General features: G+C 72.1%; 13 protein-coding genes. 6 read left to right on the top strand and 7 right to left on the bottom strand.

Annotation, left to right across the window (positions count from 1 at the left end):
• Positions 1-188: 188 nt before the first annotated feature.
• Positions 189-818: a helix-turn-helix domain-containing protein gene (locus ACFO60_RS37605; RefSeq protein ID WP_380851126.1), complete on the top strand. Its 630-nt coding sequence runs from the start codon at positions 189-191 to the stop codon at positions 816-818.
• A 124-nt stretch (positions 819-942) separates the two neighbouring features.
• On the opposite strand, the gene ACFO60_RS37600 is transcribed toward ACFO60_RS37605, so the two are convergent.
• The gene (locus ACFO60_RS37600; protein WP_380851123.1) at positions 943-1,827 is read right to left on the bottom strand and encodes a tryptophan 2,3-dioxygenase; all 885 of its coding nucleotides are present in this window, start codon (positions 1,825-1,827) and stop codon (positions 943-945) included.
• 146 nt (positions 1,828-1,973) lie between these two features.
• Between ACFO60_RS37600 and ACFO60_RS37595 the strand changes: the two genes are divergently transcribed.
• Together ACFO60_RS37595 and ACFO60_RS37590 are read left to right on the top strand one after the other, a co-directional pair.
• Positions 1,974-2,405, top strand: a complete 432-nt coding sequence (locus tag ACFO60_RS37595; protein WP_380851184.1) for an Lrp/AsnC family transcriptional regulator — start codon at positions 1,974-1,976, stop codon at positions 2,403-2,405.
• A 138-nt stretch (positions 2,406-2,543) separates the two neighbouring features.
• Positions 2,544-4,904 (top strand): terpene synthase family protein, encoded by a 2,361-nt coding sequence (locus ACFO60_RS37590; RefSeq protein ID WP_380851120.1) that lies wholly within the window; start codon positions 2,544-2,546, stop codon positions 4,902-4,904.
• Between the two features lie 165 nt (positions 4,905-5,069).
• Here the strand turns inward: ACFO60_RS37590 and ACFO60_RS37585 are convergent, their stop codons facing one another.
• Complete coding sequence (locus ACFO60_RS37585; RefSeq protein WP_380851117.1) at positions 5,070-5,345, bottom strand: isoamylase early set domain-containing protein; 276 nt, start codon at positions 5,343-5,345, stop codon at positions 5,070-5,072.
• Positions 5,346-5,487: 142 nt separating this feature from the next.
• Positions 5,488-7,011: an alpha/beta hydrolase fold domain-containing protein gene (locus ACFO60_RS37580; protein WP_380851114.1), complete on the bottom strand. Its 1,524-nt coding sequence runs from the start codon at positions 7,009-7,011 to the stop codon at positions 5,488-5,490.
• 308 nt (positions 7,012-7,319) lie between these two features.
• On the opposite strand from ACFO60_RS37580, the gene ACFO60_RS37575 reads away from it, so the two are divergent.
• The 3 genes from ACFO60_RS37575 to ACFO60_RS37565 are packed head-to-tail and all read left to right on the top strand — an operon-like array spanning position 7,320 to position 10,849.
• The gene (locus ACFO60_RS37575; protein ID WP_380851112.1) at positions 7,320-8,444 is read left to right on the top strand and encodes an NAD(P)/FAD-dependent oxidoreductase; all 1,125 of its coding nucleotides are present in this window, start codon (positions 7,320-7,322) and stop codon (positions 8,442-8,444) included.
• Positions 8,445-8,453: 9 nt separating this feature from the next.
• Positions 8,454-9,806, top strand: a complete 1,353-nt coding sequence (locus tag ACFO60_RS37570) for an amidohydrolase family protein (RefSeq protein WP_380851109.1) — start codon at positions 8,454-8,456, stop codon at positions 9,804-9,806.
• A gap of 35 nt (positions 9,807-9,841) precedes the next feature.
• Complete coding sequence (locus ACFO60_RS37565; RefSeq protein ID WP_380851106.1) at positions 9,842-10,849, top strand: LacI family DNA-binding transcriptional regulator; 1,008 nt, start codon at positions 9,842-9,844, stop codon at positions 10,847-10,849.
• A 68-nt stretch (positions 10,850-10,917) separates the two neighbouring features.
• Here the strand turns inward: ACFO60_RS37565 and ACFO60_RS37560 are convergent, their stop codons facing one another.
• From ACFO60_RS37560 to ACFO60_RS37545, 4 genes are all read right to left on the bottom strand, one after another.
• Positions 10,918-11,994 (bottom strand): LLM class flavin-dependent oxidoreductase, encoded by a 1,077-nt coding sequence (locus tag ACFO60_RS37560; protein WP_380851103.1) that lies wholly within the window; start codon positions 11,992-11,994, stop codon positions 10,918-10,920.
• Complete coding sequence (locus ACFO60_RS37555) at positions 11,991-12,368, bottom strand: TIGR04076 family protein (RefSeq protein ID WP_380851100.1); 378 nt, start codon at positions 12,366-12,368, stop codon at positions 11,991-11,993. Before ACFO60_RS37555 ends, ACFO60_RS37560 begins: the two co-directional genes overlap by 4 nt.
• A gap of 76 nt (positions 12,369-12,444) precedes the next feature.
• Entirely contained in the window at positions 12,445-13,680 is a 1,236-nt protein-coding gene (locus tag ACFO60_RS37550) for an amidohydrolase family protein (RefSeq protein WP_380851097.1), read from the bottom strand.
• A 175-nt stretch (positions 13,681-13,855) separates the two neighbouring features.
• The gene (locus tag ACFO60_RS37545; protein ID WP_380851181.1) at positions 13,856-14,644 is read right to left on the bottom strand and encodes a glutamate ABC transporter substrate-binding protein; all 789 of its coding nucleotides are present in this window, start codon (positions 14,642-14,644) and stop codon (positions 13,856-13,858) included.
• Positions 14,645-14,675 lie beyond the last annotated feature (31 nt).

Raw genomic sequence — 14,675 nt, 5'->3', positions numbered from 1 at the left:
CCCCGGTTATCCCATGGTTGGTTCATCATTGCCCGTCTCGGTCATCGGCCGGGCAATGCGCCTTCCCGAAAGGGCCGTTCGACAGGACGCGGATGGCGGCCGGTTGGCACCTGGGCGGCGCCTGAGGTGAAATAGGTTTGGTCTTTACCCGCAAAGCGGCCGCGCCGCCCGATCGAGGAGGTCGTCCGGTGGTCACATCGGAGCGCCAGGGCCGCGGCGACGACGACGAGCGCGACCGGCAGGACGCCGTCGGGGCGCGCATGCGCCGGTTCCGCAAAGAGCGCGGCATGACCCTGCGCGGGCTGTCCACCCGCTCCGGGCTGTCGATCGGCTTCCTCTCCCAGGTCGAGCGGGGCATCTCCTCCATCGGGCTCACCGCGCTGAACGGCGTGGCGGCGGCGCTCGAGCGCGGCGTCGCCGACTTCTTCGACGACGAGCAGCAGCAGGGCGACGACCGGGCGAGCGTCGCCCGCCTGCCCTCCCACTTCACGCTCACCCGGGCCTCGACCGCGGCCACCGAGTACGTCTCCGGGCAGCAGACCTACCGCATGCTCTCGGCCCGCGGCCCGCACCTGGTGCTCGAGCCGCTGCTCGTGCACATCGCCCCGGGCGGGCGGCGCGAGGACGCCTACGGCCACGCGGGCGAGGAGTTCGCCTTCGTGCTGTCCGGCGAGCTGCTGTACGAGGTCGACGGCGTCGAGCACCGGCTGTACCCGGGCGACAGCGTCCACCTGCGCTCCACGGTCCCGCACACCATGTACAACGACACCGACGCCGTCACCACGGTGGTGTCGGTGGTCACCCCGCGCCTTTTCTGACCTCGCCGGACGTCCGTGGACTTTCGCAGGGCGCCCGCGGTCCTTCGCCGGTGCCCGGTCCGCACCGTTCAGCAGAACGGCATCTTGTTACGTGGGACGAAAACCGGTGAACACCTGCGCCGAATCACATCCGCGTGCGGGCCGACCACAACTCGGGGAAGACGTCGCGGCGCAGGCTGCGCTCCAGCCAGGTGAGCCCGCTCGACCCGCCCGAGCCCGGCTTGGCGCCCATCGAGCGGCGCACGGACATCAGATGCCGGTAACGCCAGTCGGAGAAGCGCTCGGACACGTCGGTGAGCGTCTCGGCCAGCGCCCACAGCTCGTCCCCGGGGCCGCGCTCGGCGTAGACCTCGACCCAGGCGTCCTCCACCAGCGGCTTCGGCACGTACTCCTCCGCGGGGTCGCCCGGCGAAGGCATCTCGTAGCCGCGCCTGGCCAGCAGGGCGAGCACGCTGTCGTACAGGCTGGGCCGCCCCAGGGCCTCGAGCAGCTCCTGGTACACCTTCGGGCTGCGCCGGTGCGGGCGCGTGAGCGGCTCCGACTTGTTGCCGAGCAGGAACTCCAGGTGCCGGTACATGGCCGACTGGAAGCCGGACGCCTCGCCCAGCGCGTCGCGAAAGGCGTTGAACTGGGCGGGGGTCAGCCAGCTCAGCGCCGCCCATGAGGCGTTGAGCGCCTCGAAGTAGCGGACGCTCCGGCCCAGCACGGCGGTCGCCGGCACCACCTCGTCGGCGTCGAGCAGCCGCTGCGCCAGCCACCACTCCGACCTGATCAGCCCGAAGTAGAGTTCCATGACCTGCGTCGTCACCAGGAAGGCGCGTTCCTCGGGCACGTCGGTGAGCGGCCGCTGCAGCCCGTGCAGCGCCTGGGCGGCCACGTAGTGGTCATAAGGGGTGCCGTCCGCGAACTCCAGGGTGGGCGCCACATGGTCGGCCACCGGCTGCTGGGCGCGCACGCGCCCTTCCAGTGACCGCGCCCGGCCCCCGCCGGCCCGCCGTCTGCTCGTCATCACGACTCCTTAGTTCACCTCCATGTTCACTTAGATAGAATTTTAGTGAAATGATGTGCCGGTAGCGATTCGCCCCTTTCACCTTCGGAACGCAAGGTGAAAGACGGTTTCCGGTTTGCGAATGACGGAGCGTGACCGTGGACGCGATGGACTGGGCCTTGCTGGCCGAACTGCAGGCGGACGCACGGCTGTCCTACAGCGAGCTGTCCCGGCGGGTGCACATGTCGGCCCCCGCCGTCGCCGAGCGGGTGCGGCGGCTGGAGGAGTCCGGCGTGATCGTCGGCTACCACGCCAGGGTCGATCCGGCCCGCGCCGGCCGCAAGGTCAGCGCCCTGATCCGCATGTCCTGCTATGGGGTGCGGTGCGTGCTGCGCGACAAGCAGGCGCTGGCCTGGCCGGAGATCGTCGAGGTGCACCGCGTCACGGGGGACACCTGCTGCCTGCTGCGCGTCGCCGCCACCTCGATGACGGCCTTCGAAGAGCTCATCGACCGTCTCGCCCCCTACGGCCAGCCCTCCAGCATGATGATGCTCTCGAGCCCCCTGGCCTGGCGTCCCCTCAGTCCCGCCGACGAGTGACCCGCCGAGTCCCCGCCGAGTCCCCTGCCCGGCCTCCTGCCGCTCCGGCCTCCCGCGCGATCACCGCGTCACTGTCGGCGATGGTATGGTCACGTTAAGCGCACGGTAATGGCCGGCTCACGAGACTTAGGCAGGCTCATGCAGGCTTTCCAACTGCCCGACTTCTACATGCCGTATCCCGCGCGGCTCAACCCCCACCTCGAGCGCGCGCGCCTGCACAGCACGGCCTGGGCGCGGGGCATGGGCATGCTCGACACCCCCCGGCCCGGCGGGGGCGTGATCTGGGACGAGGCCGCGCTGGACCAGATGGACTACGCGCTGATGTGCGCCTACACCCATCCCGACTGCGACGGTCCCACCCTCGACCTCATCACCGACTGGTACGTCTGGGTGTTCTTCTTCGACGACCACTTCCTCGAGCTGTTCAAGCACTCTCGCGACCTGGCGGGCGCCAAGGCCCACCTCGACCGCCTCGAACTGTTCATGACCGCCGAGGGCGACACTCCGCCCGAGCCCGCCAACCCGGCCGAGGCCGGGCTGAAAGATCTGTGGCGGCGCACGGTGCCGGCGATGTCCCCCGGCTGGCGGCGGCGCTTCACCACCAGCACGCACAACCTGATGGTCGAGTCCATGTGGGAGCTCGACAACATCGACCTCGGCCGCGTCGCCAACCCCATCGAGTACGTCCAGATGCGGCGCAGGGTCGGCGGGGCGCCGTGGTCGGCCGACCTGGTCGAGTACGCCGCGCGCGCCGAGATCCCCGGCCGTCTCGCCGCCACCCGGCCGATGAAGGTCCTGTCCGACACCTTCTCCGACGCGGTGCACCTGCGTAACGACCTGTTCTCCTACCAGCGCGAGGTCCAGGAGGAGGGCGAGAACTCCAACGCCGTCCTGGTCTTCGAGCGCTTCTTCCGCTGCTCCACCCAGCAGGCCGCCGAACTGGTCAACGACCTGCTGACCTCCCGGCTGCAGCAGTTCGAGACCACCGCGCTGACCGAGGTGCCCGCCCTGCTCGCCGAGCGGGCGGCGGCCGCCCACGAGCAGGCCGCGGTCGCGGCCTACGTCAAGGGCCTGCAAGACTGGCAGGCAGGCGGCCATGAGTGGCACGCGCGCTCCAGCCGTTACATGAACGAGGGCGCCGCCCACGGCCCCGCCCCCGGCGCCCTGCCCGGCCCGACCGGCCTCGGCACCTCCGCGGCCCGTTCGCTGCTGCCCACGCTGCGGCTCGGTCTCGACCTGCGCTCCCGTCAGCACTCCTCGAGGCCGTTCCGTCCGGTGGGGCACCTCACGCTGCCCGCCCTGCACATGCCGTACACGCCCCGCACCAGCCCGCATCTGGACACCGCGCGGCGCCACGCGGTCGGCTGGGCGCGCCAGGTCGGCATGTTCGACGGCCTGCCCGGGACGCCGGCCGGGGCACTGTGGGACGAGCGGCGCTTCCTCGGCTTCGACTTCGCCCACTGCGCGGCGATGATCCACGCCGACGGCGACGCCGAGCAGGTCTGCCTGAGCTCCGACTGGCTGGCCTGGGGCACCTACGGCGACGACTACTTCCCGCTGGTCTTCGGCGCCACGCGCGACCTGCCGGCGGCGCGGGTGTGCCAGCGGCGGCTCGGGTCGTTCATGCCCCTGGACATGGGCGTGACCCCCGAGCCGCTCGACGCGCTCGAACGCGGCCTCGCCGACCTGTGGCGGCGCACCGCGACCGGCATGGACGCGCGCTCCCGGCAGCGGTTTCGCGCGGCGGTCGACGACATGACCGAAAGCTGGCTGTGGGAGTTGGCCAACCAGGCCCAGCACCGCGTCCCCGACCCGATCGACTACGTCGAGATGCGCCGCAAGACCTTCGGCGCCGACATGACGATGAGCCTGGCGCGGCTCGCCCACCCTGACGTGGTGCCCGACGAGGTCTATCAGCACCGGGTGCTCCGTGAGCTGGACACCGCCGCCCAGGACTACGCGTGCTTCACCAACGACCTGTTCTCCTACCAGAAGGAGATCGAGTTCGAGGGGGAGGTCCACAACCTGGTGCTGGTCGTCGAGCACTTCCTCGGCGTCGACCGCTGGCAGGCCCGCGACATCGTGGCCGACCTGATGACGGCGCGCATGCGGCAGTTCGAGCACATCGTGGCGAGCGACCTGCCCGCCCTGCTGGACGACCTCGACCTCGGCGAGCAGGCGCGCGAGTTCCTCACCGGCCACGCCGACTCGCTCAAGGACTGGATGTCGGGCATCCTCGAATGGCATCGCGAATGCGCCAGGTACACCGAGTCCGAGCTGCGCCGGCACGGCTCCGCCACCGCCCCCCGCGGCCCGGCCTCCCCGGCGGCCCGGCCCGAGTGGCGGCCGTCCCCGCCGGGCGGCCTCGGCACCGCGGCGGCGCGGCTCACCCCGCCCGAACCGACGGAATCGCGGCTCACTCCACCCGAGCCGCTGGAATCGCGGCTCACCCCGCCCGAACCGGCGGAGGCGCCCCGATCGGTCACCGCGGACAGGTGAGGTCGATGAGAGCGGCCGGAGCTCGCACCCTCCGGCCCTCACCGATGCGGTGTCCGACGACTTTCACCGCCTCGGTGAACCACGACCGCCGAGGCGAAGGGGTCCATCGCCCCCTCGACCCGAGGAAGGTCCGCGGACGCCGCGCGAGCATGCGCGCCCGGGTCCTCACAGATGCAGCAGGCTGCCCTGGTGGTCGACATGGTCGGCGGTCTCGTCGTCGAACCACAGGCCGGCGGTCGCCAGATACCTGAACCGATGGACGCCCGCCGGGAGGATCACCGAGACGGTGCGTATGCCGTTCCGGCGGCGGCGCAGCTCGTGGCGCCCCGGGGACCAGTCGTTGAAGTCGCCGACGACGCTGACCACGCCCAGGGGCTGGTCCAGCGGCAGACAGAAGGTGACGCGGGTCTTGCGTCCGAAAAGCATGGTGCGCTTGAGCATTGGGGGGGTCCTCCGGATCGTGACACCCCCAGCTTGGCGCACCGCCGCGCCCCCCACATACGGACACGCCACACGTAACACACTGTTCACCCCTGATCCGTCCGGCCGGCCCCGGCACTCCGGGAAGCCCGTGCGTGAGGGCTCAGGGGCGCAGCTGGGCGGCGAGGTGGTCCACCGTGGCGTTCCAGATGGGGGCGCCGGGGTCGATCACCGCGAAATGGTCGCCCGGCTGTTCGATGTGCACCGCCTCCCGCCCTGCGGCGCGCGCGTACCTGCGGCCGATGTCGACGAGGTCGGGGTCGTCGTCGGCGCCCTGGACGACGAGCTGCGGCACGCCCAGCGGCAGCCGCTCCAGCGGGCTCGCGGCGGCGTACACCTCGGGGATGTCGTGCACGGCGCCGCCGAGCGCGGCGGCCACGGCGCCCGCCCCCATGCGCCGCCGGTCAGCCTCGGCCAGGTCCAGCACCCCCGCCAACGACACGGCGACCGCCACCCGCACAGGCATCCGGCCCCCCTCGGTCCAGGCCTCCCCCGCCGCGTCGGCCTCCCCACCGCAAGACGCCGCAACCACCTCGGCGCCCCGGCCCGAAGACGCCGCAGCCGTGCCGGCGTCCCGGCCCGAGGACCCGGCGGCCGTGTCCGCGGCGAGGCGCAGGGCCAGCTGGCCGCCCGCCGAGTGACCGAGCACCGCGACGCGCGCCAGGTCCAGCGGGGCGCCGATCGCCGTCAGCGCGGCCAGCCCGGCCGCCACGTCGCCGGTGGTGGCGTCCCATCCGTGCAGGTCGGGGCGGCGGTACTCCAGGTTCCAGGCGGCGTACCCCCGGTCGGCGAGGTCGATCGCGAGCGCGTCCATCAGGTCGGCCTCCCAGATGGACCTCCAGTAGCCTCCGTGCACCAGCACCACGACCGGCAGCGACGCCTCCCCGGAAACGGGCGGCGAGCCCCCGGCGGACGCGGCCGAGGCGCCGGCGAAGTCAGGTGAGACACCGGTCGCCCCGGTCGGGACCACGGCGGGTCCAGGCGAGACCCCGGTGACGATGCCGGTCGGGACCACGGTGGATCCAGGCGAGACCCCGGTGACGATGCCGGTCGGGACCACGGTGGATCCAGGCGAGACCCCGGTGACGATGCCGGTCGGGACCACGGTGGATCCAGGCGAGACCCCGGTGGAGTCGCTCGGGACAGCGGCGGAGCCCGCCGGCCCGGTGCCGGAGGAGGGCGGCGGTCCCGCCACGGCCGGCGGCAGTCGTAGTTCTCCCCACTGGTCGGGGTGGTCGCCGTACGGGATGCGGCGGGCGGGCCTGCGGAGCCGGTGCACGGCGTGGCGGACGGCCCATGCCAGGCCCCACACTCCCCTGCCCTGCAGGTGGGCGGCGCCGCCGGCCGCCTGGGTCGGGCCCACGCGGGCGAAGTCGAGCCACACGGTCCGAGGGGAGCACGCCGGCGAGGTGCCGATGAGCCGCCGGGCATCGGGGTCGGAGCCGGGGATCGCGACGACGGCCTGATCGTCACCGGCGGCGTCCAGCCCGGCCCGGAAGGCGTCGGTGCCGGACGCGAGCGCGACCCGTCCCTCGACCCCGAGCGCGGCGAACTCCCGCGCCGCCATCTCTCGCAGCAACCGCTCATCCGCCGCGACCCCGGGCCCGATCAGGACAATCACGTCCACCTGCGTCGCTCCTTTCCCGAAGTTCCTCATCGTAGCGATCTCGAAAGCCCATGACCGCCAGAAACGATCACGACCGCTGCGGCCGCGCGCGTAGCGTCCGAAGGTGAGCGGCGGACCGGCCGCCACGCGCCCTGTCGAGGTCCTTGCAGGCAGGCTCCCTTGACACGCGAAGCCCCGCGTGTTTGCTTTGTAACTAGTTACTGAAACTAGTTACATCACGGAGGGACCGGACCGCCGAACCGAGGTCACCCGCTCCCTTCACCCGCCCGGCCATCGAGCCCGCCAGAGACGAGGGGGACCTGATCAGCATGGTCGAGCATGTGATCGTCATCGGCGCCGGCGTCTACGGCGCGGCGGTGACCGCCGCGCTGACGCGGCGGGGCGCCCATGTCACGGTCGTGGACGCCGGTGCGCCGGCGGGCGGCACCTCCGGTGCGACGTTCTCATGGACCAACTCGTGCGGCAAGCGGCCGCGGGCGTACCACGATCTCAACGTCGCGGGCATGGCGGCCCATCGGAAGCTCGCCGCCGACGTGCCCCATGGCGACTGGTATCACGAGGGCGGCAACCTCGAGTGGGCCGCCGACGACGCCGGGCGCGTGGAACTGCGGAAGAAGGTCGCGGGCGTCCTCGACTACGGGTACGAGGCACAGTGGCTCAGTCGAGTGGAGGCGCTGCGCCTGGAACCGGACATGGACCCCGCCGAGTTACCGGAAGACGAGATCGCCTACTTCCCGCGCGAAGGCTGGATCGAGCCTTCCCGCCTGATCGGCCACCTGTTGTCGAGCGCCGTGGCCGATGGCGCCGAACTGGTGGCGAACGACGCCGTCACCGGACTGGAGGTGACCGCGGGTACGGTGCGCGCCGTGCGGCTCACCTCCCGCCGGCGGCTTGCCGCGGATGCGGTCGTGAACTGTGCGGGACCCCAGGCCGCCGTGATCGCCGAACTGGCCGGACTGGTTCTGCCCATGCGCAACACCCGCGGTGTGCTCGTCTCCTCCTCCCCGGCCGCAATATCGGTGTCGCGCGTCATCCACGCCCCGCACGTCCATCTACGGCCGGACGGCGGCGGGCGGCTGCTGCTGCACACCCATGAGATCGACGGCGCGGCGCAGGTGTCCGGCACCGGGGAGATCAGCGTCGACCCGTCGGCCGTCGACAAGGTGATCGAGGCCGGTCGTGCGCTGTATCCGGGGCTCCGGGCCTCGACCGTGGAAGGCGTCCGGGTCGGTGAACGGCCCATCCCCGGCGACGGCCTGCCGGTACTCGGCCGGGTCCTCGCGCTCCCCAACTTCCACTTCGCGGTCTCGCACAGCGGCGCGACGCTCAGCGTGCACGCCGGCGACCTGGTCGCCGGCGAGGCACTCGGCGAGAACCACGACGAGGCGCTGGCGGCGTTCCGGTTCGAGCGGCCGGCACTGGCGGCCCGGTAAAGGAGAATCGTGCGCACGATCGTCCTGCATGGCTGTGACCTGGTCGACGGTACGGGCACGGATCCACGGCACGAGGTCGACATCGTCGTCGCGGGGGGCACCGTCCGCGAGATCGTTTCCTCGCGACCGGCCGACACCTACGGCACGGTGGACGAGATCGTCGATGCGGCCGGAATGCTGATGATCCCCGGATTGATCAACAACCACACACATGGCACCGTGTACGGACCGCTGTTTCCCAGCGGACACGAGGGCCTGCGGCACGAGCAGGTCCTCGCCAACCTCGACCGGCACCTGCTGGAGGGGACGACCACGGTGCTCTGCGTGGACGGTTTCGTCACCGCCGAGGCGCTCGCGCGCACCGGCGAAGCGCACCCGATCACCATCAAGCTCGCCTCGTGCAACACCCCGGCGTGCCTGGCGGCGGCGACCATCGCCGACGGCGGCGGCCTCACCGAGGCGAACCGCGTGTTCACCGCGCGCCACGCGGTACGCGCCGGCGCGGTCGCGCTCGGCGAGATCGGGGCGGGGCACACCCTCGGTGGGGGCGGGGCGAGTTACATGTACATCCCGGCCGAGGTCGAGAGACGTACCGGCGTGAAGATCACACCCCGGCAGGCGAACGGGCTGAAGACCGCGGTGCTGGGCCGGCACATCTCGGAGAAGGCGTTCGATCGGGACCGTGTCGAGGAGGCCCTGGCGAGCGCGGGCCTGACCGGCACGCTCTCGGTCGAGGACACCCGTGAGATCGTCTCCGGCGTCGTGCTGCCGGCTTTCGACATCGCCCTGCACGGGCTCGCCGAGGCGGCCGGGCAGGCGCGCGAGGCGGGCGTCCCGGTGCTGGTGCACAACGCGGCGGCGTCGATGACCCAGGTCGCCTCCATCGCGGAGACGGACGTGACCCTGATCGCCGGGCACTCCAACCACTCGAGCTTCGAGCTCCGCGAGGCCGTCGAGCACGCCGGACGGCTCAAGGAGATGGGCGCGATCGTGGATGTCTCCACCCTGGACACCTTCGGGGCCCAGCGGCTCACGACGGGGCCGGAACTGCTCTATGCGCTGTTCTCCGCAGGGGTGGTCGATACGATCTCGACCGACTACGCGGGCGGCCACCACGACCCGATCCTGCTGGCGATCGACCGATCCATCAAGGCGGGCGTGGTGAGCCTGCCGGCGGCGGTCGCGATGGCGACCGCCAACGTCGCGGACGCCATCCCCGGCGTGGCACCGCGGCGCGGCCGTGTCGTGCCGGGGATGATCGCCGATCTCGTGCTGACGGACCCCGCGGAGCTCCACCACGTGGGCATCGTCATGGTCGGCGGCGAGATCGTCGCGCGAGCCGGCCGGCGCGTCGCCGCCTGACCGGCGCCGGAACCGTCGAAGGGACCCGGAGGATCATGGTGAAGCGAGCGACCATCGGCGACGTCGCCGCGGACGCCGGCGTGTCCACGGCCACGGTCTCCCGCGTCCTCAACGGCGGCGCCGTCACCGAGGCCGCCGCCACCCGGGTGTGGGAAGCGGTCGCCCGTCTCGAGTACACCCCCAACGCGCTCACCAAGGGCGTTTTCGCCGGACGCTCCAGCACGATCGGAGTCGTCATCCGCGATCTGAGCAGCCCGTTCTACCTCGACCTGATTCGCGGCATCGACGAGGTGGCGGCCGCCAACGACAGCCTCGTCATGCTGGCCAACACGTTCCGTCGCGTCGACCGCGAGGTCGCCCAGGTGCGGACCATGGACGAGCAGAGGGTGCGCGGGGTGATCGTGACGACCGGCGAGGCGACCGACGGCCGGACACGCCGGATGGCCGAGAACGACACCCCCTGCGTGATCGTCGCGCGCACCGTGCCGGACGCGCCGCCCGGCATGCACTCGATCAGCCTGGACAACGCCGAGGCCGGGCGGCTGATGGCCGTCCATCTGGCCGGGTGCGGCCGGTCGTCCATAGGCGTCGTCACCTCGGGACGACGCCCCTCTCAGATCCAGCGCACGGCAGGGCTGCGGCTGGCCCTCGCGGACATGGGGCTGCCCTTGCCCAAGGACGCGGTGACGGTCGCGGAGACCGAAGAGGAGGTGAGCGACGCCGTCGGCGCGCTGCTCGCCCGTGGCCGTGTTCGCGGCGAGCCGTTGGACGCGATCGTCTGCACCACCGGCCGGCTCACCGTCGCGGTCCACACGGCCCTCACCGCTCGCGGCATCGCCATCCCCGGCGACATCGCGTTCATGACGATGGACGATTTTCCGTGGGCCGGCGCGCTCGGGATCACCGTGATCGCGCAGCCCTCCTACCAGATGGGCCTGAGGGCGGGTGAACTCGTCGTCGATCGCCCCAGCGGATCGGTCGAGCTCGTCTTCGCGCCCGCGCTGGTCGCCCGCACCTCGTGCGGTGAGCGCCAGAAAGCCTGATTCCAGCCGAGGCCGCACTCGTCTCCACCACCCGGCACGGCGGAATGATCAACGGGGCCAAGGGCGGGCTAGGGGGCCGAGGTGGGTGGGGAACGGGTGAGGAGGGGGAGGACGGCGGTGCCGAGGAGGTGGACGCCCCGGTCGTCGTCCAGGCCGTGCGGCGTGCCGAACTCCACCCTGCGCGCCCCCGCGTCGATCAGTTCCTGTGCCTGCGCCGCCACCTGCTCAGGTGTCCCGGAGAACGCGAACAGGTCCAGGACGTCGTCGGGGATCAGCTCGCCGGCCGCCCGGTCCTCCCCCGCGGCGACCAGGTCCCGCACCCGGGTGAGCAGGTCGGCGGGGATCTCGGCGGTCGGGTCGAGTTCCGCCACCACCGCCAGGTACATGGCGACCTCGGTGCGGGCCCTGGTCCGGGCGGCGGCCCCGTCGGTGTCGACGACGGTGACCGCGCCGAGCACGACGCCGACCTCGCCGGGGTCGCGCCCGGCCGCTTCCGCGCCTACGCGGATCCGGTCGCGGATCACCGGCACCATGGCGGGGTTGGCGCTGCCGCCGACCTTGACCTCGTCGGCGATGCGCCCGGCCAGTGCCGCGCCCTTCGGCCCCCAGGTGCCGAGCAGCAGCGGCGGGCGCGGCCGGTGGACGGCGTACCGCAGCCGCGTGCCCGCCTCCAGGCGGTGCGCCTCTCCCTCGTATCCGCCGTCGTCGCCGCCGAGCAGCCGGTAGACCACCTCGGCGGTCTCGGCGAGGACGGTCAGCGGCCGGGGCTGGGCGATGCCGACGGCGCCGAGCCAGGTGCCCCGGGCCAGGCCCAGGTAGGCACGGCCTTCTGAGGCGAGGTCCAGGGCCGCGATCTGGCCGGCGATCTCGTACGGGGCCATGGAGTAGGGGTTGAGGCAGGCGGCGCCGAGCCGTACGCGCTCGGTGGCGGCGGCCATCTCCAGCAGCGGGTACAGGGGCGGCTGGTACATCAGGTCGCCGAACACGCTGAGCACGTCGAATCCGTGACGCTCGGCCGCCCGCGCGAGCCGCGCGTAGTCGCCGGGCCTCTTGTCGCTCTGCAGCCCGAGCCCGATCTCGGCCCCTTCCGGCGCCGCTCCCGGCGTGCCCGGCGCGGCGTCCGCCCTCGTCTCCTCCGCTTTCATGTCAGGTCGGCGGAGTTCATGCGGCGGCGGCGGGTGCGTTCGACGCGCATCACCAGGCGCTCCTCGGGGTCGGGGCAGGCGAAGAGCGTGTCCTTGGCCAGCCAGTCGCCGGCGGCGAGGTCGCGCTGCTTGGCGGCGAGGAAGGGCAGCACGGCGGCCAGCGCGTAGACGCAGAAGTGCTCGCCGTCGGGCAGGCGCAGGTGGGCGCTGTGCTCCAGGTCGAACCGGTCGCCGACCCGCATGCCGCAGACCGACCTGCCCTCGATGCGGTCGACCACGACCCGCAGGTCGTACAGCTCCATGTCGCCCTCGGAGTCCGTGCCGGGCTTCGCCTCGCCGGCGGGGGCCGGTTCCTCGGGCGTGTGGTCGTTCATGTGGAGGTCTCCTGAGTCGCCGTACGGTCGTTCACGCGGAGGTCTCCTGGGGTGGCGCCGGTCGATGTGCGGGGGCTCATCGGAGGGGGCGCGCCGCGTGGTCGTCGCGGACGACCTCGCCGCCCTTCATCACCCAGCGGACTCCCCGGAACGCCGACGCGGTGGCCAGCGGGTCGTCGTCCATCGCGATGAGGTCGGCGTACCTGCCGGTCTCGACGGTGCCGAGGTCGCCGTCGGCGCCGAGCCATCGCGCCGGTTCGAGCGTCGCGGCCCGCAGCGCGCCGGCCGGGCCGAGACCGGACTCGGACATGTGCTCCAGTTCCCTGACCGTGGCGTTGGTGCCCTCGAACGGCCAGAACGGGGGCATGTCGCTGCCGAGCATGACGGTCACCCCGGCCGCGAGGGCCATCGCGTAGCTGTCCAGGTGGCGCGGCCCCGCGGCGAGCGAGCGGCACTGCATCCATTCGGGCACGCCGAGTTCGGTGAAGAAGTCCTTGCAGCGCGTCACGAGCAGGGTGGGCACAAGGGCGGTGCCGCGGGCGGCCATCGCGGCCGCGACCTGCGGGGTCAGCTCGTAGCCGTGCTCGACGCAGTCCAGCCCGAGCTCGACGGCCTCGGCGATGACCGCGGCGGGACCCGCGTGCGCGGTGACCTTGCGGCCCCAGGCGTGCGCCGTGTCGATGACCGCGGCCATCTCGTCGCCGAACAGCTGGGGGGTGTCGATGCGCTCGTGCTCGCCGGCGATGCCGCCGGAGATCATGACCTTGATGAGGTCGGCGCCGGCCTTGATCTGGCTGCGCACGCCGCGCCGGAACGCGTCGGGGCCGTCGCATTCGAGGGTGTCGCCGCCCTCGTGGCCGTGGCCGCCGGTGCACACCAGGGCGCGCCCGGCGGTGTAGACGCGCGGCCCGGCGATCCGGCCGGCCTCGATCGCCCGCCGCAGCGCGAAGTCCGCGTGGTCCTTCTCGGCGACGCACCGCACGGTGGTGACCCCGCACGCGAGGGTGCGGCGGGCGCCGTCGGCCATGTAGAGGGCGAGGTCGTGCGGGCCCATGCCCTTGACGTCGTCGCCTCCCTGTCCTGGCAGCGCCAGGGAGAGGTGGGTGTGCATGTTGACCAGGCCGGGCGTCAGGTAGGCCCCCGCGAGGTCGATGGCCGGCGCGCCGGGACGCAGGCGCAGGACCTGCTCGCGCGGCCCGACGGCGGCGATGCGCTCGCCGCGCACGAGCACCGCCGCGTCGGGGAGGGCTTCGGCGCCCCCGCCGGCCCGCCCATCCACGACGGTGCAGTTGACGATGACCACCTCGCCCATCGGCCGGCCTCGATCCATGAGAGAGAACCACTGTTCATGAACAAGAGCGCAACCTGTTCACCCGGTAACATAGCGGCCTGAGCGGCTAAATTCGAGTCCACCTCATCTTGCGTTCTCGATGTTCATGAAATTTCATCGACCAGGGCGACGGGCGGGACGGCGCCGCGGCCTCGCCTCAGCCGCACCCCTCGAACTGCGGCACGGTGTAGGTGAGGGCCAGCCCCGACTTCGCGAACCACTTCTGCAGCAGCCGCTTGGCCGTGCCGTCCTGGTACATCTCGGTGATGGCCTTGTTGACCGCCTCGCAGCCGTCGACGTCGCCGGTGCGGATGCCGATGCCGTACCGCTCGTCGCTGAACGGGGCATTGACGATCTTGGTTCCGGAGGCGGCGAACCCGGTGAGGATCAGGTCGTCGGTCGAGACGGCGTCGACCTTCCCCGAGCGCAGGTCCTCGACGCACTCGCTGTAGGAGGCGGAGGGCACCAGGGTCACCGGGATCTTGCGCTCCTCCTTCACCCGGCGCCAGGAGTTGGACCCGGTGACCTGGCACAGCTTGCGGTCGCGCAGGTCGCGCACGTTGGACACGCCGCTCTGGCCGGCCCGCACCAGAGTGTCCTGGTGCGCCACGTAGTACGGACCGGCGAAGGACACCTTGGTCTTGCGCTCGGCCGTGATCGAGTAGGTGGCGACGACCAGGTCGACCTCGCCGCTTTTGATCATGTTCTCTCGCTGGGCGGACGGCGCGGTGAGGAACCGCACCTGCTTGCCCAGCTTGCTCGCGATGTAGGTGGCGACATCGACGTCGAACCCCGAGTAGCGGCCGTTCGGGGCCTTGACGCCGAGGTTCGGCTGGTCCGCCTTGACCCCGACGACCAGGGAATCCTTGTCGAGGATGGACGTGCCGGCGGCGCAGGACGCGGCCAGCGGCACCAGGGCCGCCACGGTCGCCGTCGCCGCCGCCAGGCTGCGCAGCCGGCCGTCGCCGAGCGCGGGC

The sequence above is a fragment of the Sphaerisporangium dianthi genome (assembly GCF_042654065.1).
Classification (GTDB): Bacteria; Actinomycetota; Actinomycetes; order Streptosporangiales; family Streptosporangiaceae; genus Sphaerisporangium; species Sphaerisporangium dianthi.
The sequence above is the reverse complement of the archived record's forward strand: the minus strand, read 5'-3'. Positions and strand labels throughout refer to the sequence as shown.